Origin of the sequence: Parerythrobacter aurantius (genome assembly GCF_045291475.1) — a bacterium.
Taxonomy (GTDB): domain Bacteria; phylum Pseudomonadota; class Alphaproteobacteria; order Sphingomonadales; family Sphingomonadaceae; genus Parerythrobacter; species Parerythrobacter aurantius.
The window spans coordinates 562,205-581,267 of the sequence record NZ_CP147985.1 but is presented as its reverse complement, the minus strand read 5'-3'; the positions used below and the strand labels follow the sequence as shown (position 1 = coordinate 581,267).

Annotated in this window: 14 protein-coding genes, 3 tRNA genes and 3 rRNA genes; 15 read left to right on the top strand and 5 right to left on the bottom strand. The window is 62.1% G+C overall.

Going from position 1 to position 19,063, the window contains the following annotated elements:
- Window positions 1-7 precede the first annotated feature (7 nt).
- Window positions 8-1,846: a ferrous iron transporter B gene (gene feoB / locus WAB17_RS02875; protein ID WP_435418531.1), complete on the top strand. Its 1,839-nt coding sequence runs from the start codon at window positions 8-10 to the stop codon at window positions 1,844-1,846.
- Window positions 1,847-1,861: 15 nt separating this feature from the next.
- Window positions 1,862-2,398, top strand: coding sequence for a single-stranded DNA-binding protein (gene ssb, locus WAB17_RS02870; RefSeq protein WP_435418530.1), 537 nt, complete (start codon window positions 1,862-1,864; stop codon window positions 2,396-2,398).
- Here the strand turns inward: ssb and WAB17_RS02865 are convergent, their stop codons facing one another.
- Window positions 2,399-2,923, bottom strand: coding sequence for a YceD family protein (locus WAB17_RS02865; protein WP_435418529.1), 525 nt, complete (start codon window positions 2,921-2,923; stop codon window positions 2,399-2,401).
- A complete protein-coding gene (locus tag WAB17_RS02860) occupies window positions 2,920-3,438 on the bottom strand; it encodes a ubiquinol-cytochrome C chaperone family protein (RefSeq protein ID WP_435418528.1) in 519 nt (172 codons plus the stop codon). Before WAB17_RS02860 ends, WAB17_RS02865 begins: the two co-directional genes overlap by 4 nt.
- 195 nt (window positions 3,439-3,633) lie before the next feature.
- Here WAB17_RS02860 and WAB17_RS02855 point away from each other — a divergent pair, with 195 nt between their 5' ends.
- The 5 genes from WAB17_RS02855 to WAB17_RS02835 are packed head-to-tail and all read left to right on the top strand — an operon-like array spanning window position 3,634 to window position 6,865.
- Window positions 3,634-4,113 carry an outer membrane protein assembly factor BamE gene (locus WAB17_RS02855; protein ID WP_435418527.1) on the top strand — a complete coding sequence of 160 codons (480 nt, stop codon included), beginning with the start codon at window positions 3,634-3,636 and terminating at the stop codon, window positions 4,111-4,113.
- 42 nt (window positions 4,114-4,155) lie between these two features.
- On the top strand, window positions 4,156-4,713 hold the full coding sequence (gene hslV, locus WAB17_RS02850) for an ATP-dependent protease subunit HslV (protein WP_435418526.1): 558 nt from the start codon (window positions 4,156-4,158) through the stop codon (window positions 4,711-4,713).
- A gap of 14 nt (window positions 4,714-4,727) precedes the next feature.
- Window positions 4,728-6,029, top strand: a complete 1,302-nt coding sequence (gene hslU, locus WAB17_RS02845; RefSeq protein WP_435418525.1) for an ATP-dependent protease ATPase subunit HslU — start codon at window positions 4,728-4,730, stop codon at window positions 6,027-6,029.
- Window positions 6,026-6,445, top strand: a complete 420-nt coding sequence (locus tag WAB17_RS02840; protein WP_435418524.1) for an ACT domain-containing protein — start codon at window positions 6,026-6,028, stop codon at window positions 6,443-6,445. The genes hslU and WAB17_RS02840 overlap by 4 nt, the downstream gene beginning before the upstream one ends.
- 18 nt (window positions 6,446-6,463) lie before the next feature.
- Window positions 6,464-6,865, top strand: coding sequence for a GFA family protein (locus WAB17_RS02835; RefSeq protein ID WP_435418523.1), 402 nt, complete (start codon window positions 6,464-6,466; stop codon window positions 6,863-6,865).
- On the opposite strand, the gene WAB17_RS02830 is transcribed toward WAB17_RS02835, so the two are convergent.
- Together WAB17_RS02830 and WAB17_RS02825 are read right to left on the bottom strand one after the other, a co-directional pair.
- A complete protein-coding gene (locus WAB17_RS02830) occupies window positions 6,866-8,698 on the bottom strand; it encodes an ABCB family ABC transporter ATP-binding protein/permease (protein WP_435418522.1) in 1,833 nt (610 codons plus the stop codon). It lies immediately after the preceding gene.
- A gap of 45 nt (window positions 8,699-8,743) precedes the next feature.
- Complete coding sequence (locus WAB17_RS02825) at window positions 8,744-9,721, bottom strand: retroviral-like aspartic protease family protein (protein ID WP_435418521.1); 978 nt, start codon at window positions 9,719-9,721, stop codon at window positions 8,744-8,746.
- Window positions 9,722-9,897: 176 nt separating this feature from the next.
- Between WAB17_RS02825 and WAB17_RS02820 the strand changes: the two genes are divergently transcribed.
- Complete coding sequence (locus WAB17_RS02820) at window positions 9,898-10,812, top strand: glycosyltransferase (protein WP_435418520.1); 915 nt, start codon at window positions 9,898-9,900, stop codon at window positions 10,810-10,812.
- Here WAB17_RS02820 and WAB17_RS02815 read toward each other — a convergent pair.
- The gene (locus tag WAB17_RS02815; protein ID WP_435418519.1) at window positions 10,694-12,235 is read right to left on the bottom strand and encodes a lipopolysaccharide biosynthesis protein; all 1,542 of its coding nucleotides are present in this window, start codon (window positions 12,233-12,235) and stop codon (window positions 10,694-10,696) included. The two genes, WAB17_RS02820 and WAB17_RS02815, sit on opposite strands and share 119 nt — an antisense overlap.
- Before the next feature lie 626 nt (window positions 12,236-12,861).
- On the opposite strand from WAB17_RS02815, the gene WAB17_RS02810 reads away from it, so the two are divergent.
- From WAB17_RS02810 to WAB17_RS02780, 7 genes are all read left to right on the top strand, one after another.
- A 16S ribosomal RNA gene (locus WAB17_RS02810) occupies window positions 12,862-14,346 on the top strand.
- Window positions 14,347-14,522: 176 nt separating this feature from the next.
- A tRNA-Ile gene (locus WAB17_RS02805) sits at window positions 14,523-14,599 on the top strand.
- A 16-nt stretch (window positions 14,600-14,615) separates the two neighbouring features.
- Window positions 14,616-14,691, top strand: a tRNA-Ala gene (locus tag WAB17_RS02800).
- 250 nt (window positions 14,692-14,941) lie between these two features.
- Window positions 14,942-17,729: ribosomal RNA gene (locus WAB17_RS02795) — 23S ribosomal RNA — on the top strand.
- Between the two features lie 123 nt (window positions 17,730-17,852).
- Window positions 17,853-17,967 (top strand): 5S ribosomal RNA (gene rrf, locus WAB17_RS02790).
- The 16S, 23S and 5S rRNA genes sit together here with 3 tRNA genes alongside, the layout of an rRNA operon.
- Window positions 17,968-18,082: 115 nt before the next feature.
- Window positions 18,083-18,159: transfer RNA gene (locus tag WAB17_RS02785), tRNA-Met, on the top strand.
- A gap of 250 nt (window positions 18,160-18,409) precedes the next feature.
- Window positions 18,410-19,003 carry a J domain-containing protein gene (locus WAB17_RS02780; RefSeq protein ID WP_435418518.1) on the top strand — a complete coding sequence of 198 codons (594 nt, stop codon included), beginning with the start codon at window positions 18,410-18,412 and terminating at the stop codon, window positions 19,001-19,003.
- Window positions 19,004-19,063 lie beyond the last annotated feature (60 nt).

Below are 19,063 nucleotides of genomic sequence, written 5' to 3'. Positions count from 1 at the left end.
CCGCAGCATGACAACCCCTCGCACCGTCGCCCTCGTCGGCAACCCCAATGCGGGGAAAAGCGCGCTCTTCAACAAGCTCACCGGCGCGCGGCAGAAGATCGCGAACTATCCGGGCGTGACGGTAGAGCGCAAGGCAGGGCGACTGGTGCTCCCTTCGGGTGAGCCGGTCGAATTGCTCGATCTGCCGGGCAGCTACGCCTTCGATGCGGCCAGCCCGGACGAAGAGGTCACCCGCAAGGTCGTCTTCGGCGAGCAGGAGGGGCAGCGCCAGCCCGATGTGCTCGTGGTGGTGCTCGACGCGGCCAACCTCGAACAGCACCTCGTCTTCGCGCAGGAAGTGATCGAGCTCGGCCGTCCCACCGTGGTGGCGCTCAACATGATCGACCTCGCCGAACGCGACGGCCTGACGCTCGACCCGGAGGCCCTGTCGAGGGCGCTGGGCGTGCCGGTGATCCCGACAGTCGCTGTCCGGCGGCGCGGGCTGGAAGAACTGATTGCCGCCGTCGCGGCAATCTCCGCGACCGAACCGCATTCGCGCCCGCATCTCGACCTCACCGAACGGCGCCTCGAAGCCAGGGCCATCGCCAAGGCAGCAATCCTGTCGGCCTCGTCGCGCCATGTCATCGAAAGCAACCTGGACCGGGTCCTGCTCAACCCGTGGATCGGGCCGATCATCCTGTTCGGCATCCTGTTCGTGATCTTCCAGGCGGTGTTCGCCTGGGCGACGCCTTTCGCCGACGCTATCGACGCCGCTGCGGCCGGACTGTCCGATTGGGTCAAGGCGACCCTTCCGGCAGGGCTGGCACGTGACTTCGTTACGGAAGGGGTGATTGCGGGCGTCGGATCGGTGGTCGTGTTCCTGCCGCAGATCGTGATCCTGTTCGCCTTCATCTTGGTGATGGAGGCGAGCGGCTACATGGCGCGCGCCGCTTTCCTGATGGACCGCCTGATGGCGACGGTCGGACTGTCGGGGCGCAGTTTCATCCCGCTGCTGTCGAGCTTCGCCTGCGCCATTCCCGGCATCATGGCGACCCGCAGCATCGCCGATCCGAAAGACCGGCTGACGACCATCCTCGTTGCCCCGCTGATGACCTGCTCGGCGCGTCTGCCGGTCTATGCGGTGATTATCGCGGCATTCATCCCGGCTACCAAGGTCGGCCCCGGCATCGGTCTGCAGGGGCTGGTGCTGTTCGCGCTCTACGTCGCGGGCATCGTCGGCGCGCTGGTCGTGGCGCTGGTGCTGCGGCGTTCGGTGACCCGGGGCGATGCTTCGGGCTTCATCATGGAACTGCCGCGTTACCAGATGCCGTTGCTGAAGGACCTGCTGATCGGCCTGTGGCAGCGCGCGTGGGTGTTCCTGCGCCGTGCCGGCACCATCATCTTCGCCGCCACGGTGATCCTTTGGTTGCTGCTGACCTTCCCGCGCGCGGGCGAGGGCGAGAGCCAGCTCGACGCCAGCTTCGCCGGCAAGATTTCGAGCGGGCTGCACGTCGTGCTCGAACCCATCGGCTTCAACCGCGAGATGAGTCTGGCGATCGTCCCCGCCATGGCCGCGCGGGAAGTGGCGGTGGCCTCGCTGGCGACGACCTACGCAATCGACGCCGAGGACGAGGAAGCGGCCGCCGAAGGCCTCACCTCGACCCTTGCCGGACGGTGGAGCCTGCCCACCGCGCTCGCCTTCCTCGCCTGGTTCGTTTTCGCTCCGCAATGCCTCTCCACCATCGCCGTTGCCCGGCGCGAGACGAATGGGTGGAAATGGCCCTTGTTCATGTTGGCCTACCTGTTTGGGTTGGCCTATGTCTTCGCGGGAATCACCTATTGGAGCGCGGTAGCGCTCGGATTGTAACGCGAAGGAATATCGATGGCCGGGTCTCTGAACAAAGTCATGCTGATCGGAAACCTGGGCAAGGACCCGGAAGTGCGCACCTTCCAGAATGGCGGCAAGGTGTGCAATTTCAGCCTCGCCACCAGCGAAAGCTGGAAGGACCGGAACAGCGGCGAGCGGCAGGAGCGGACCGAATGGCATAACATCGCCATCTTCAACGAGGGTCTGGCGGGCGTGGCCGAACGGTTCCTGAAAAAGGGCAGCAAGGTTTACATCGAAGGCCAGCTCCAGACCCGCAAGTGGCAGGACCAGAACGGTCAGGATCGCTACACGACCGAAGTCGTCCTGCGCGGCCCCAATTCGGTCATGACGATGCTGGATGGAGCTCCCGGCGGCGGCGGCGGCGGTGGCCAGCGCGGCGGATACGGCGGTGGCGGTGGTGGCAGCAGCTATGGCGGCGGCGACCAGGGTGGCGGCTGGAACCAGGGCGGTGGGGGCTCGGGCGGCGGTTCGGGCGGTGGCTCGGGCGGCGGCTCGAACTACGACGATCTCGACGACGACATCCCGTTCTGATCAGTTCTTCCTGAGCGCCGCGAGCGCCTCTGCGAGCGGCCCTCTGGGCGCATCGTCGCTGACGATGCCGGCTTTTTCCCGCGCGACGTCGGCATTCGGTCCTTCGGCATAGGGGTCGATCGCGAGTGCGAGGCTCTGCGCGATCGCTTCGCCTAGGTCGAAGCTGTCGCCTTCGTACGCGATCAGGTCGAGATCGTCGGCCTCGAGTTCGATTTCCTCGTCGAATGCGGGCGCCGCCCCGGTTTCTGCCGGGACAAAGACCAGCGCCAGCTGTTCGTCGATGATCACGGGGAAGTCCTCGAACGAGATCGCGCAGGCCTGGGTTATCTCTGCGTGAAGGCGGCCCGTGGCCGTGACCCTTCCTCCTTCGGGATCGAGCGTGACCTGCGCCCGCAAGGACTGGATGCTGCTGATGCCGAGCCGTGCAGCCAGCGCCCCGCGTTCGGCCTCGTCGGCTTCGATGACGACGGGATCGTCCTTTATCGCCCGCAACTTGATCGGGCGGCTCAGCTCGGGGGAGCTCACAGGTTGAGGTCCGCAGCCAGCAGTGGTTCGAAGTCGAGCGCGTCGAGGCTGGCGGCAAAGGCGCGAAGCTTCTTCGCGACACACGCCGGCGACCCGCCCTCGCGAAACGACACGTTTCGCTCCACCGCCGCGATCAGGACCGCATCGTCTGCCTCGGCAAGGCCATCGCGCAGCGCACCGCACCGTCCGCCGAGCGCGCTGACCAGCTTGCCGAGCTGTTTCCCGACGGTGGGATCGCCCAGACCCGACTCGCGCAACTGCCCGTCCATGTCGTCGACGAACAGCTCGGTCAGCCGGGCGGCGGCGGGGACGGTTGCCTCGTTCCCCTCCATCCGCAGCATGGCAACCGCCAGCACGGTCGAAAGCATGTCGAACCGTCCGTCCAGCGTGTCGGCCACCCCGCATTCGGCGTAGAGTTCGCGCGTGCGGGCGACCTTCACCAGCTGGTGCCATAGCGGGCGCAACGCTTCCTTGGGATCGGGTTCGCGGGTGAACAGGCGGCTGAACAGGCTCATCTCGGTCCTCGATCCTCGGGTGGGCGTTCAGCGGCAATTCAAGCCGCGCCGCCCAACCGGCTTGACGCACAGCCAATCGGCGATGCGGCGTTGCAGTGCGTGCCGCTTCGCCCTAAGGCTTGCCGCCGATATAGGGCAAGCGGCGCGCGGTGGAAGAGGCCCCGCGCCGGCGCGCGTGACGAAGGAAGGTTTTCGATGAAGGTTGGCAAGCTTGCGAGTGCGGCTCTGGTGGTTTCGCTCGCCTTCGCGGCTTCCGGCTGCGGCACCATCCGCGAAAGCCAGGGGTATGTCGTCGACCAGTTGCTGGTCTCGTCGGTCCAGCCGGGAATCGACAACCGGCAGTCGGTCGAGGCGACCCTGGGTCGTCCGACCTTCACCAGCCAGTTCGGCGAACCGACGTGGTATTATGTGTCGAGCGTGACGGGCCGCAAGCCGTTCGTTCGCACGAAGATCGAAACGCACCAGGTGCTGGCGGTGAAGTTCGATGCCGCTGGGAACGTGGTCGCGGCCGATACCACCGGGATCGACCAGGTCGTCTATCTCGCGCCCGACGGCGACAAGACGCCCACCCTCGGCCGCGAGCGGAGCTTCTTCGAAGACCTGTTCGGCAATATCGGCACAGTGGGCGCGCCGGGCGCCGGCGGCGGTGCGGGCGGCCGCGGCCCGGGCGGCTAGGCGTCACTTGACCCGCCATTTCCGCGCCCCATATCGCGCGGCATGGACAATTCTCCCAATGCGCACGGGCTGACGCCCTGGCACGGTACCACCATCATCGGCGTCAAGCGTGACGACAAGACCGTCGTCGCCGGCGACGGCCAGGTCTCGATGGGCAACACGGTGATGAAGCCGAACGCCCGCAAGGTGCGCCGCATCGGTGACGGCAAGGTCGTCGCCGGGTTTGCCGGGGCGACCGCCGATGCCTTCACCCTGTTCGAACGGCTGGAAAAGAAGCTCGACCAGTATAACGGCCAACTGATGCGCGCCGCGGTGGAGCTGGCCAAGGACTGGCGCACCGACAAGTACCTGCGCAATCTCGAAGCGCTGATGATCGTCGCCGACAAGGATGTGCTGCTGGTGCTGACCGGCAATGGAGATGTGCTGGAGCCCGAAGGCGGGATCGCGGCCATCGGCAGCGGCGGCAATTATGCACTCGCCGCCGCCCGGGCCCTGGCCGACTACGAGTCCGACGCCGAACAGATCGCGCGCAAGGCCATGGCCGTTGCCGCCGACATCTGCGTCTTCACCAACGACAACGTCACGCTCGAAACCGTCTGAGCGATCGGAACCCCATGACTGAAGCCCTCACGCCCAAAGCCATCGTTGCTGCGCTCGACGAACACATCATCGGCCAGAAAGACGCCAAGCGCGCCGTCGCCGTGGCCCTGCGCAACCGCTGGCGGCGCCAGCAGCTCGGCCCCGAGCTGCGCGACGAGGTCACGCCAAAGAACATCCTGATGATCGGCCCGACCGGCTGCGGCAAGACCGAAATCAGCCGGCGGCTGGCCAAGCTCGCCGATGCGCCCTTCGTCAAGGTCGAGGCGACCAAGTTCACCGAGGTCGGCTATGTCGGCCGCGATGTTGAGCAGATCGCCCGCGACCTGGTCGAGGAAGCGATCCGGCTGGAAAAGGACCGCCGCCGCGAGGCTGTGCGCGATGCCGCGAGCAAGGCGGCGATGGACCGGCTGCTCAACGCGCTGGTGGGTGACAACGCCAGCGAGGCCACCCGCGAAAGTTTTCGCGAACGCATCGTCCAGAATGCGATGAACGATGTCGAGGTCGAGGTCGAAGTGGCCGAAGTCGGCAATATGCAAATGGACATCCCCGGCATGGGCGGCGGCGCGACCATGATCAATTTGTCCGAGATGATGGGCAAGGCCTTCGGCGGCCCGCCCAAGAAGCGGCGCAAGCTGAAAGTGCCCGATGCGTGGGATCGTCTCGTCGACGAGGAAGCCGAAAAGCGCATGGACCAGGACGATGTCGCCCGCGTCGCGCTGGAGAATGCCGAGACCAACGGCATCGTCTTCCTCGACGAAATCGACAAGATCGCCGTCAGCGACGTGCGCGGCGGCAGCGTTTCGCGCGAAGGCGTGCAGCGCGACCTGCTGCCGCTGATCGAAGGCACCACCGTCAGCACCAAGTACGGCCCGATGAAGACCGATCACGTCCTCTTCATTGCCAGCGGCGCGTTCCATGTTTCGAAGCCGAGCGACATGCTGCCCGAACTGCAGGGCCGCCTGCCGATCCGGGTCGAGCTGCGCGCGCTCGAGGTTGAAGACTTCGTCCGCATCCTCAGCGAAACCCGCGCCAACCTGGTCGAGCAGTACCGAGCGCTGTTGGGGACGGAGAACGTCACCGTCGAAATCACAGAAGACGCGATCCGCGAAGTCGCCACCATCGCCGCGCAGGTCAACGAGAGCGTTGAGAACATCGGTGCCCGCCGCTTGCAGACCGTGATGGAGCGCCTGCTCGAAGAGCTGAGCTTCGAGGCCGAGGACCACCAGGGCGAGACCATCGTGATCGATGCAGCCTATGTGAAGGAACGGCTCACCGACCTGGCGCAAGATACCGACCTTTCGAAATATATCCTGTGAGCGCCAGAGAGTCCGGACCGGTGCGCGAAACCGCCGCGATGATATCGGGCATGGACCCGGTGCTCGACGCGCGATGGTGGAGCTTCGTCGGCGGCGAGGACCCCGAGTTGGTGTTCCAGCTGATGGGCCACGCGCTCGCCACCTTCCGCGAGGAGGAGGGCCTGTCGCTGATCGTTCCGCACGAGGTGGCGCTCGCCAACGAGATCGAGGCCGATCCCTATGCGCGCATCACCTTGCGGGTGCATTCCGCGCTCGACGGCGTCGGCCTGACCGCGGCCGTTTCCGGCGCGCTGGCAGGGGCCGGCATCGCCTGCAACATGGTTGCGGCGCTGCGCCACGATCATGCCTTCGTTCCGGCTGATCGAGCCGACGAAGCGCTGGCCTTGCTCAAGGAATTGCAGCATTCTCTGCGCTGACAGCGTGGAGGACAGGAAATGCCCAAAGGCAGGTGCCATTGCGGCGCGGTCGTGTACCGGTTCCAGGGCGGAGTGCGGCATTCGTCGGTCTGCCATTGCGAGGATTGCCGCCGCTGCGCCGGCGCGACCGGGGTCGCGTGGATCGGGGTGGCGGCGGACGATTTCGCCATCGAACAGGGTGAGCCCGCGCTTTACCGCTCGTCCCCCGATGTCGAACGCTACTTCTGCGGCCGGTGCGGCACTGGGCTCTGGTATGTCAGCGAGAACGTTTCGCCCGGCTCGGTCGATATCCAGACCGCCACGCTCGACGAGCCCGAATCTTACCCGCCGGACAAGCACGTCCAGATGGCCGATGCGCTCGAGTGGGAGGCAACCCTTCACGCCTTACCGCAATTCGAGCGATTCCCGTCGAGCGGATAGCTACTCCGCCGCTTCCTCCAGCGTGTCGCCTTCGGCCTGCTGGCGCGCCCACATTTCGGCATAGAGCCCGCCCTTGCGCAGCAGGTCGGCGTGGCGGCCCTGTTCCTCCAGCCGCCCTTCGTTGAGCACCAGGATCGTATCGGCATCGGCAATCGTCGACAGCCGGTGCGCGATGGCGAGCGTCGTCCGGTCGCGGCTGACCCGCTGGAGGGTGGCGAGGATATCCTGCTCGGTGCGCGAATCGAGCGCGCTGGTCGCCTCGTCGAAGAGCAGGATTGGCGGGTTCTTGAGCAGCGTGCGGGCGATGGCGACGCGCTGCTTCTCGCCCCCTGAGAGCTTCAGCCCGCGCTCGCCGACCTGGGTGTCGAAGCCTTCTGGCAGCTTCTCGATAAAGGGCAGGATCGCGGCATCGCGTGCGGCGGCGAGGATCTCGTCATGCGTCGCGCCGTCTCGGCCATAGGCGATGTTGTAGCCGAGCGTGTCGTTGAACAGCACGCTGTCCTGCGGGACGATGCCGATCGCCTCCCGCAGGGATTCCTGCGTCACCTTGGCGATATCCTGCCCGGCGATGAGGATGCGGCCCGCCAGCGGGTCGTAGAACCGGAACAGCAGCCGCCCGATGGTGCTCTTGCCCGCGCCGCTCGGCCCGACGATGGCGACCCGCGCGCCGGCAGGCACTTCGAAGCTGAGGCCGTGGAGGATGGTTCGCTCGGGATCGTATCCGAACACCACATCGTCGAAGGCGATCGTGGGCGGACTGGCGACCAGCGCGGGGGCGCCGGGCACATCCTCCACCTCGACAGCCGTGTCCATCAGCTTGAACATCGCCGCCATGTCGATCAGCCCTTGGCGGATCGTGCGATAGACGAAGCCCAGCATGTCGAGCGGGCGGAACAGCTGGGTGAGATAGGTCTGCACTGCCACCAGGTCGCCGACGGTCAGCCTGCCGATGCTCCACTGGTAAACGGTGAATCCCAGGGCAAACAGCATCAGCGCATTCATCACGAAGCTTTGCGCCATGTTGAGCGCGCCGAGCGAATTTTCCGATTTGATCGCCGCCTCGGCATAGGCCTTGGCGCTGTGCGAATAGCGTTCCTGCTCGCGCTTCTCGGCCCCGAAATATTTCACCGTCTCGTAATTGAGCAGCGAATCGACCGCCCGCGCCAGCGCCGTGCCGTCGAGATCGTTCATCCGCTTGCGCAATGCGGTGCGCCATTCGGTGATCCAGCGGGTGAGGGCGATATAGACCACCACCGTCACCGTGGTCGCCAGCACCAGTTCGATCCCGAACAGGGTGTAGAAGATCACCGCCAGCGCGATCAGCTCGATGATCGTGGGGACGATATTGAACAGCAGGAAATAGAGCATGGTGTCGATGCTCTTTGTCCCCCGCTCGATGATCTTGGTCACTTCGCCCGTCCGTCGCGACAGGTGGAAACGCAGCGAAAGGTTGTGGAGCCGCTGGAACGTATCTTCGGCAAGGTTCTGGGTTGCTTCCTGCCCGACCCGCTCGAACACGATATTGCGTACCTGGTCGAAGGCGCCGCCGAGGAAGCGCCCTGCGGTAAAGGCGATGACGAAGCTGAGCGCCACCCACAGCAGCTCGTCGCCGCGGGCGGCCATGGTATCGACCAGCTCCTTCATGGCGAGCGGGGTGGCGAGGATGATCGCCTTGGTCAGCAGCACGAGCAGCAAGGCGCCGACGATGCGCAGCTTCAGGTCACGGCGGCCGGCTGGCCAGAGATAGGGGAGGAAGCGGCGCAGCGTGCCCCAGCCGTCGACATCGCGACCCTCGGCCGGATCGTCGCTCGCGGTGGGAAGGGGATGCGCCATGGGTGCGCTAGATGGGGCGTTGCGCCCGCCTGCGCAATGGCCCGGCTAGCCGCCGCCGATCCGGCTGGGGAAGAACTGCCGCTGGTAGGCCCGGACATTGTAGGCGCCGCTCGGCACGTCGAACAGGATCTGACCGGTCGAGAAATCGATGGCGATCCGCTCGAAGTTCTGCAGGTTACGCATCCCCATGATCAGCGCGGGTTTGCGTTCAAGATCGAGCGCCGCGAAGGCCGGGCTCTCGGAGAAGGTGAGCGGGATACCGCTCATTTCCAGCCCGCCGATGCTCATCTTGCGGGCGTAACCGAGGTTCCCATAAACCTTGACGCCGTTCACGTCGGTCGACTGGACGACGACATCGCCCTTGGCCCGCAACTTGTTCTTGAGCGCCAAGTTGGCCACCGTGTTCTGCGCGCCGGTATCGATGATGACTGCTGTCTTGATACCGTCGATGCGGGCGTCGGTGATGATCATCTGGCCCAGCCGGCGACGGGCCTTGACGACGATTTCGTAACCACGGTTGCCGCCCAGCGAACCGGCATCGGCGACCAGCATGCGGTCTTCCTTGAAATCGATCAGCACGCGCATGTCCTGCAGGCTGTCGAGGCCGAGGATTCCGTCGGCACCGAGGTTGTAGCCTTCGAGCAGGGGCGCCTCGAGATTGTCGAACAGGCGTCCTGCGAACTCCAGCCCGTTCAACTGGACCATGTCGACCTGCCGGCGGCTGCCCATCGCGACCAGCGTTGCCTTGCCCAGCGGCGGCAATTGCAATTGCTCCGACACGGACCGGCTGACGACGGTTGCCTGCGACCCCGTGTCGACCATGAAGCGATAAGGGCCCTTGCCCTCGATCGTCACCGGTATCGTAAGGCGTTCGAAGCGGTCGCGTTCGAGCTGCAGGAGATCGGGTACCGCTTCCTCGGTTACCGGCGCGCTCGAGGACGGTTGCGGGAAATTGCCCGTGTTCCCGGCAAGCGTCGCGCTCGCCGCGAGCATTGGCGCCATGACCATCCAGCGAAACATCATGATCCCGGTCTCCCGCACCGGACGGGCCTCCAGTCCGGCATCCGCCTACCATACCACGCGGCTGTGAGGTGACCAATCGGCTTGTTGACCCGATCCGCTGCCCGGCGATGCCCACGTCGGCACTGGTGCGGAATTACCCCGTGTCATGGCCTGTGTTTGTGTCGTATGGGCGGCCGATGCCACACGCTGAGCACAGCCAGAAACCGACGCCCGCGCCACGCGTGTGCATTATCGTGCTCGCTCACAACGAAGAGGCGCGGATCGCGGCGTGCCTGGCGGCGCTGCCCCTCAACCAACCTGGCATTTCCGCCCACATCGTAGTCAACGGCACGACCGACCGCACGGCGCAGATCGCGCGCGGGTTTGCAGGGGCGACAGTGCACGATTGGGAGCAGGGCGGCAAGGCGCGCAGCTGGAACCGCATCATGCTGCATACGCCCGGCGTCGAGGGCGACGCCTTCGTGTTCGTGGATGGGGATGCCGAAATCCTGCCCGGAGCGATCGAGGCGCTGGTCGAAGGGCTGGCCGTGCCCGGCGCCAATGCCGCGTCCGGCGTACCCAACAACGGCCGGCAGGCGGCCGCCTACCAGCGCAGCATCGTCGCGGAACATGGCCTGTTCGGCGACCTCTATGCCCTCAGCGGCGATTTCGTCGCCCGCCTGCGCGAGAGCGGATTGCGCCTGCCGGAAGATCTCATCGGCGACGACAGCCTGATCGGAGCACTGGCCAAGACGGACCTCGGGCATGAACGCGAATGGCGCGATAGCCGGGTGGTGCCGTGCCTGGGCGCGCGCTTCCTGTGCGATCCGGTCACGCTGTCGCCGGGATCGGTGCGGATGCAGTCCGCCCGGATGCGCAATTACAGCCTGCGGCATTTCCAGAACTGGATCGTCAGCGCCATCATGCGCGGGCCGGGCCCGGCGGGCCTGCCGCACGAGATGGCGTCGCTCTATGGCGAATACCTGCCGGGCTTCAGGCCGCGGAGGGATCCGCGTTACTGGTGGTTTGATCGGCAGGCTTTGGCGAAGATGAAGGCTGCGGCCGAAGCATGGACCAGGTCTCGGCCAGCAAATCGGGCCACAGGAGCCTGATGGTCAGCACATAGGTCGCAGCGCCGGTCAGGCCTTCGACCGCCAGTGTTGCGAACGGTGACAGCGGCGGCAGGAAACGCGTGCTGCACAACACCGCCGTCGCCATCAGCCCGTTGGCGAGCGCAACCGGCGCCAGTTCGCGCAGGAGCTCGCGCCACTTCAGGCCCACTTGTGGTAGGGTGTTGAACAGCGTCCAGAGCAGCAGGGTGGGGGCGGCGAACCACCATGCGTGAACCAGTCCCTGCGGACCGGAGTGGATCGCAACGAGGAAGCTGGCGGGAAACAGGATCGCCCCGAAGGCGTTGTTGCGCAGGTAGATGCCCGGTTTGCCGAGGGCATTGGTCGCCGGGCTGCAAACGATTTGGAGAGCCATCGCGGGCATAGCGATGGCAAGCCCGGCCACGATCGGCGCCATCTCCACCCACTTCTCGCCGAACAGGACCAGCACCGCCGATTCGGAGGTCAGCGCGAGCCCGACATAAACCGGCGCCGTCACCAGCAGCACCGTGCGCAGCGTGCGCAGGAAATAGGGCGCGATGCTTTTTCCTGCCTTGTGCAAGGTGGCATATGCCGGGAAGGCGACGTCGTTGATGGGGGGCAGGAAACGGCCCGTCACGATCAGTGTGAGGAACAGGGCCTCGGCATAGAGGCCGAGGTCGTGCGTATCGAAGGCGCGCCCGGCGATGAATATGTCGCTTTGGCTCTGGACGATCCACGCGAGCTGGCACAGGGTCAGCGTGCCGCCGAAGCGCACCAGGTCGCCCGCCCCGCGGAAGTCGAAGACCGGCTTCACGAGCGAGCGGGCGGCGATGGTCAGGCCGACGGCGCGGAAAACGAATCCGGCGATGGGCGCATAGACCAGCGCCCATACGCCCCATCCCCACCAGGCCAGCCCCAGCGCCGTGGCAGCCGAGAGCATGGCGGCGGCCATGCTGATCTTGCCCTGCACGCGGAACTCAAGCCGGCGGGCGAGCAATTCCGTGGGGAGGGAAGTGAAGGGCACCGTCAGGAAGATGATGGCCTGTATGCGCAACATGTCCGCGACGAGAGGCTCGCGATAATAGGCGGCCATGACCGGCGCGGCTGCTATCTGAACAGCCGCGAGCCCGCAGCCGAGCAGCAGGAGCAGGCCGAACACCTGTCCGATGCGCCGATCGTCGACATGGTCGGCCTGCACCAGCGAGGTGGCAAAGCTTTGGCCGTTGAGGAAAGCGAGGGCGGTCAGGACCACCTGGGTCATGGCGAAGAGGCCGTAGTCGCTCGGCTCGAGCAGCCGGACCACCATGATGGTCGAGGTCCAGGCGATGGCCTGGGCAATGATCTGCGAGCCCCAGCGCCATGCGAGCGCGTTGCGCACGCGGGTAGCGAATCCGGCATCATGGATGCTGCCGGGACGGCTGGCAGGGGTGGCTGCGTCGATCACAGCGGCGCATTAACCCCGAAAAGTGAAGATTTCCGTCATTCCCGGGCGAGAAGAATCAGGTCTCGCGGCGATTTTGGCGGCCCGATTCACGGTGATTCAGGCAGAAACCGGCCCGGTCAGGCCCTGCGGACCGGCTCGGGCGGGTGGGAGCATGGGGAAACTACGGCTGAAAACCCGCAGAAAACCGCCATTTTTTGGCCCTCGTGAAATAAAATTGCAAAAAGGCGTTGACCGAATCCAACTCCGCGCATAGATGGCCTCCACCGACGCGGCGCTGGCGGCTTCCACCGCCCACCGCAACGGTCGCCAACATAAACGGATAGCCGGTCCCCCGGTGTAAATCGGGGAAGCCTTCGCTGTCCGCTTTATAATGTTGAGTGGCTCTTTGACATCGTTAGATTTTGATGAAGGGACATGTGGGCGACGGCGCCCGGTCCGGGGACCTCAAGGCTCCGGTAACCGGTTAGACTAAGCCGATCGCCACATCCTGATCGCCTCCACAGGCGGTCTGCGATGATGCATGTTCATTCGTATCCATTACGTTTGACAGTGCAGGTATCGGCTCCTTGATGCTCATGCCCTGCGGAATGGCGATCTTCGGATCGTGTCTGCTTGGTATGTGACACAAACTTGAGAGTTTGATCCTGGCTCAGAACGAACGCTGGCGGCATGCCTAACACATGCAAGTCGAACGAAGCCTTCGGGCTTAGTGGCGCACGGGTGCGTAACGCGTGGGAACCTGCCTTTAGGTTCGGAATAACTCAGAGAAATTTGAGCTAATACCGGATAATGTCTTCGGACCAAAGATTTATCGCCTTTAGATGGGCCCGCGTAGGATTAGCTAGTTGGTAGGGTAATGGCCTACCAAGGCGACGATCCTTAGCTGGTCTGAGAGGATGATCAGCCACACTGGGACTGAGACACGGCCCAGACTCCTACGGGAGGCAGCAGTGGGGAATATTGGACAATGGGCGAAAGCCTGATCCAGCAATGCCGCGTGAGTGATGAAGGCCTTAGGGTTGTAAAGCTCTTTTACCAGGGATGATAATGACAGTACCTGGAGAATAAGCTCCGGCTAACTCCGTGCCAGCAGCCGCGGTAATACGGAGGGAGCTAGCGTTGTTCGGAATTACTGGGCGTAAAGCGCACGTAGGCGGCGATTCAAGTCAGAGGTGAAAGCCCGGGGCTCAACCCCGGAACTGCCTTTGAAACTAGATTGCTAGAATACTGGAGAGGTGAGTGGAATTCCGAGTGTAGAGGTGAAATTCGTAGATATTCGGAAGAACACCAGTGGCGAAGGCGACTCACTGGACAGTTATTGACGCTGAGGTGCGAAAGCGTGGGGAGCAAACAGGATTAGATACCCTGGTAGTCCACGCCGTAAACGATGATAACTAGCTGTCCGGGTTCATGGAACTTGGGTGGCGCAGCTAACGCATTAAGTTATCCGCCTGGGGAGTACGGTCGCAAGATTAAAACTCAAAGGAATTGACGGGGGCCTGCACAAGCGGTGGAGCATGTGGTTTAATTCGAAGCAACGCGCAGAACCTTACCAGCCTTTGACATCCTAGGACGGCTTCTGGAGACAGATTCCTTCCCTTCGGGGACCTAGTGACAGGTGCTGCATGGCTGTCGTCAGCTCGTGTCGTGAGATGTTGGGTTAAGTCCCGCAACGAGCGCAACCCTCGTCCTTAGTTGCCATCATTAAGTTGGGCACTTTAAGGAAACTGCCGGTGATAAGCCGGAGGAAGGTGGGGATGACGTCAAGTCCTCATGGCCCTTACAGGCTGGGCTACACACGTGCTACAATGGCAACTACAGTGGGCAGCTATCCCGCGAGGGTGAGCTAATCTCCAAAAGTTGTCTCAGTTCGGATTGTTCTCTGCAACTCGAGAGCATGAAGGCGGAATCGCTAGTAATCGCGGATCAGCATGCCGCGGTGAATACGTTCCCAGGCCTTGTACACACCGCCCGTCACACCATGGGAGTTGGATTCACCCGAAGGCAGTGCGCTAACCGCAAGGAGGCAGCTGACCACGGTGGGTTCAGCGACTGGGGTGAAGTCGTAACAAGGTAGCCGTAGGGGAACCTGCGGCTGGATCACCTCCTTTCTAAGGATAACTGCGAAAGCGCCTGGCTCCGGCCGGGAAGAGCTTCGCATGTTTCCAAAGAACATTGCCGTCGTCCTCATGTCCTTTCATCACTGGAGATCACGCGGCGCTTGCGCTGTGTTGATGCGCCTGAGCTGGCTAACGCCCCTCGCGGTCCATAGGCCGCTGAGGCCGGCGGGCCTGTAGCTCAGTTGGTTAGAGCGCACCCCTGATAAGGGTGAGGTCAGAGGTTCAAATCCTCTCAGGCCCACCATGCTCTTGTCTGATAAGGGGCCTTAGCTCAGCTGGGAGAGCACCTGCTTTGCAAGCAGGGGGTCATCGGTTCGATCCCGATAGGCTCCACCAGACAAGCCAATCTTCTCCAGGATGAAACGAAAAGCTATCCGGCTCCGGCCGGTTAGTTGGCGGATCTGCCGCCAGCGATCTTTGACATTGTGAATGGGTTTTATAATCGATGCCGCGGTGCATCGGTGACGTCTTCGGACCGAACCGTATGTATCGCACAATCAGATGATATATCTGGCTGAGATTATCCTCCGCGCCATCGCAAGGCGTCAGGCTTTTATGCAGGCCTGTCGTTGATGGTGTGGATTCTCAAGCGTGAGGTAAGAGCATTTGGTGGATGCCTTGGCATGTACAGGCGAAGAAGGACGTGGCACGCTGCGATAAGCGTCGGGGAGTTGTGAGCAAACTTTGATCCGGCGATTTCCGAATGGGGAAACCCACCCTCACCATTTCCTCTGTTGTTCCCTCGGGAACGTCAGAAGAGGTGGATAGGGTATCACCTTAGTGAATATATAGCTTTGGTGAAGCGAACCCGGGGAACTGAAACATCTCAGTACCTGGAGGAAAAGACATCAACCGAGATTCCGTTAGTAGTGGCGAGCGAACGCGGACCAGGCCAGTGCCTTCTTGTAAATTAGCAAAACACTCTGGAAAGTGTGACCATAGTGGGTGACAGTCCCGTATGCGAAAATGATCAAGAAGGACTCGAGTAGGGCGGGACACGTGAAATCCTGTCTGAACATGGGGGGACCACCCTCCAAGCCTAAATACTCGTACATGACCGATAGCGAACACAGTACCGTGAGGGAAAGGTGAAAAGCACCCCGATTAGGGGAGTGAAACAGTACCTGAAACCGAATGCTTACAAGCAGTGGGAGCTCCACAGGGAGTGACCGCGTACCTCTTGCATAATGGGTCAGTGACTTAATTTATCATGCGAGCTTAAGCCGTTAGGTGTAGGCGCAGCGAAAGCGAGTCTGAATAGGGCGACTGAGTATGATGAATTAGACCCGAACCCCGGCGATCTAGGCATGGCCAGGTTGAAGGTGCGGTAACACGCACTGGAGGACCGAACCGGTGAATGTTGAAAAATTCTCGGATGAGCTGTGTTTAGGGGTGAAAGGCCAATCAAGCCGGGAAATAGCTGGTTCTCCGCGAAATCTATTGAGGTAGAGCGTCGGACGTATGCCGATGGGGGTAGAGCACTGGATGGGCTAGGGCTGCGCGAGCGGTACCAAACCTAACCAAACTCCGAATACCATCGAGTCTTATCCGGCAGACAGACGGCGGGTGCTAAGGTCCGTCGTCAAAAGGGAAACAGCCCTAACCTACAGCTAAGGTCCCCAAGTCATCACTAAGTGGGAAAGCATGTGGGAATCCCAAAACAACCAGGAGGTTGGCTTAGAAGCAGCCATCCTTTAAAGAAAGCGTAACAGCTCACTGGTCTAAATAAGGGTTCCTGCGGCGAAGATGTAACGGGGCTAAAGTGATGCACCGAAGCTTAGGGTTGCAGTTTACTGCAGCGGTAGCGGAGCGTTCCGTAAGTGGTTGAAGCCGAAGGGTAACCGACGGTGGACATATCGGAAGTGCGAATGCTGACATGAGTAGCGACAAACAGGGTGAGATACCCTGTCGCCGAAAGACCAAGGGTTCCTACGCAATGCTAATCAGCGTAGGGTGAGCCGGCCCCTAAGACGAGCCCGAAGGGGGTAGTCGATGGGAACCACGTTAATATTCGTGGGCCTGGAGATGTGTGACGGATGGTGGAAGTAGTGTGGCCTTATTGGATTGGTCATGCTGCCAAGCTGTTCCAGGAAATAGCCTCTCCGTATAGACCGTACCCGAAACCGACACAGGTGGTCAGGTAGAGTATACCAAGGCGCTTGAGAGAAGTATCCTGAAGGAACTCGGCAAATTGCCTCCGTACCTTCGGAAGAAGGAGGCCCCGTCTTAAGGCAACTTTTGGCGGGGGGCACAGGCCAGGGGGTAGCGACTGTTTAGCAAAAACACAGGACTCTGCTAAGTCGGCTTCAAGACGACGTATAGGGTCTGACGCCTGCCCGGTGCTTGAAGGTTAAGAGGAGGAGTGCAAGCTCCGAATTGAAGCCCAAGTAAACGGCGGCCGTAACTATAACGGTCCTAAGGTAGCGAAATTCCTTGTCGGGTAAGTTCCGACCTGCACGAATGGCGTAACGACTTCCCCACTGTCTCCAGGATATGCTCAGCGAAATTGAATTCTCCGTGAAGATGCGGAGTACCCGCGGTTAGACGGAAAGACCCCGTGCACCTTTACTGCAGCTTCAGAGTGGCATTAGGAAAGAGTTGTGTAGCATAGGTGGGAGGCTTTGAAGCACCGGCGCCAGCTGGTGTGGAGCCATAGGTGAAATACCACCCTGCTGTTTTCTGATGTCTAACCTCGCACCGTTATCCGGTGTAGGGACCCTCTGTGGCGGGTAGTTTGACTGGGGCGGTCGCCTCCTAAAGAGTAACGGAGGCGCGCGATGGTAGGCTCAGGACGGTTGGAAACCGTCTGCAAGAGTGCAATGGCATAAGCCTGCCTGACTGCGAGACTGACGAGTCGAGCAGAGACGAAAGTCGGTCATAGTGATCCGGTGGTCCCTCGTGGAAGGGCCATCGCTCAACGGATAAAAGGTACGCCGGGGATAACAGGCTGATGATTCCCAAGAGCTCATATCGACGGAATCGTTTGGCACCTCGATGTCGGCTCATCACATCCTGGGGCTGGAGCAGGTCCCAAGGGTTTGGCTGTTCGCCAATTAAAGTGGTACGTGAGCTGGGTTCAGAACGTCGCGAGACAGTTTGGTCCCTATCTGCCGTGGGCGTCGATACTTGAAAGGAGTTGCCCCTAGTACGAGAGGACCGGGGTGAACGTACCTCTGGTGTACCTGTCATCCTGCCAAGGGTGCCGCAGGGTAGCTATGTACGGACGGGATAACCGCTGAAAGCATCTAAGCGGGAAGCCTCCCTTGAGATTAGGTATCTTCGAACCGTCGTAGACCACGACGTTGATAGGCTGGGTGTGGAAGCGCAGTAATGTGTGAAGCTAACCAGTCCTAATAGTTCTGATCGCGCTTGATGAATCCCACCATCAACGACAGTCCTGAATGGGAATGTCTGTTGAGGAGGATGACCTCCAGCCAGATCGCCCACTGACTAAGCCCGAAAGGGTGCATCGATTAACCCGCACGCAAGCTTCATTGCTTGGTGACCATAGCGTCTGTGACCCACCCGATCCCATCTCGAACTCGGCCGTGAAACCGGACAGCGCCGATGGTACTATGCCTTAAGGTATGGAAGAGTAGGTCGTCGCCAGGCATTGCAGCTTGCGAGTGCGGTATAAAACCCATTCACGATTTCAAAAGCCGCTGCCGGTGCAAACCGAGCGGCGGCTTTTTGGTCTCTGGGCTGTGCCCCGGACCGCATTCGGTGACGCGGGGTGGAGCAGCCCGGTAGCTCGTCAGGCTCATAACCTGAAGGTCGTTGGTTCAAATCCAACCCCCGCAACCACCGAACACACTCCGGAAAATCTGAGTTTTCACCTTCGGGAAATCGATCCGCCTGGCAATTGCGCGCTTAATCTGCCGATCGGCAGCGCGACGGCCATGGACAAGGCAGCCTCGTGCCGCAATAACCGCTTTCAATCACGATAACCCAACGGGACGCACAGGCAGGTTTGGTATCAGGCGATCGCTTTGGTTCGCCTCCTCCGGGCTCGATCCCATTGCGCCGATGAGCGCCCAGCGTTGGAGTTACCTTGATGAGCGAGGGGCAGGAGTTCGTCGACCATTATCGCCGGCTTGGAGTCGATCCGGCCTGTTCGGACCGCGAACTCGAACAGGCCTATCATGCGCTTGCCAAGCGCTATCATCCGGACAATCGGGCCACCTTCGATCTCGAGAGGTTTACCGAGGTCCTCGAAGCCTATCGGGAGCTCAAGGACCCCGTCACGCGAGCCGATTACGACGCACGCTATTTTCCGGACAAGGGTCAGCAAGACCCGCACTTCGTCTTCCCGCCGGACGACAGCCTCGACGAGCGCACCGCGCTGCATGACGGCGAAATGCACGCCCGGATCCTGATGCACCTGTATCGGCGCCGGCGCGACAATCCCAACGATGCCGGGGTTGTCCAGTGGTTGCTCGAGGAATCCCTCGGCTGCGAGCCCGACGAAATCGAATTCCATGTCTGGTATCTCAAGGCCAAGGGCTTCATCGAAGTCGACAGCAATTCGGGTCTTGCCATCACGATTGCCGGAGTTGACGAAGTCATATCGACAAGCCGGCAACATCGTGCCGAGAAGCTCATGCTGACCAGCACACCGGCTGCCGAGAACGAGGGCGCGCCCGGCTGATTATCCGGCCTGCATATCGGCTGCACAGGATCACCGAAGGAAACGCACAGCTTCCCCAGC

Bases quoted from the DNA above. Each gene is read 5' to 3' on its own strand.
- WAB17_RS02855 (WP_435418527.1), top strand. From the start codon at position 3,634: ATGAAGGTTGGCAAGCTTGCGAGTGCGGCTCTGGTGGTTTCGCTCGCC.
- hslU (WP_435418525.1), top strand. From the start codon at position 4,728: ATGACTGAAGCCCTCACGCCCAAAGCCATCGTTGCTGCGCTCGACGAA.
- ssb (WP_435418530.1), top strand. From the start codon at position 1,862: ATGGCCGGGTCTCTGAACAAAGTCATGCTGATCGGAAACCTGGGCAAG.
- feoB (WP_435418531.1), top strand. From the start codon at position 8: ATGACAACCCCTCGCACCGTCGCCCTCGTCGGCAACCCCAATGCGGGG.
- WAB17_RS02860 (WP_435418528.1), bottom strand. From the start codon at position 3,438: ATGAGCCTGTTCAGCCGCCTGTTCACCCGCGAACCCGATCCCAAGGAA.
- WAB17_RS02835 (WP_435418523.1), top strand. From the start codon at position 6,464: ATGCCCAAAGGCAGGTGCCATTGCGGCGCGGTCGTGTACCGGTTCCAG.
- WAB17_RS02780 (WP_435418518.1), top strand. From the start codon at position 18,410: ATGAGCGAGGGGCAGGAGTTCGTCGACCATTATCGCCGGCTTGGAGTC.
- WAB17_RS02825 (WP_435418521.1), bottom strand. From the start codon at position 9,721: ATGATGTTTCGCTGGATGGTCATGGCGCCAATGCTCGCGGCGAGCGCG.
- WAB17_RS02820 (WP_435418520.1), top strand. From the start codon at position 9,898: ATGCCACACGCTGAGCACAGCCAGAAACCGACGCCCGCGCCACGCGTG.
- hslV (WP_435418526.1), top strand. From the start codon at position 4,156: ATGGACAATTCTCCCAATGCGCACGGGCTGACGCCCTGGCACGGTACC.
- WAB17_RS02830 (WP_435418522.1), bottom strand. From the start codon at position 8,698: ATGGCGCATCCCCTTCCCACCGCGAGCGACGATCCGGCCGAGGGTCGC.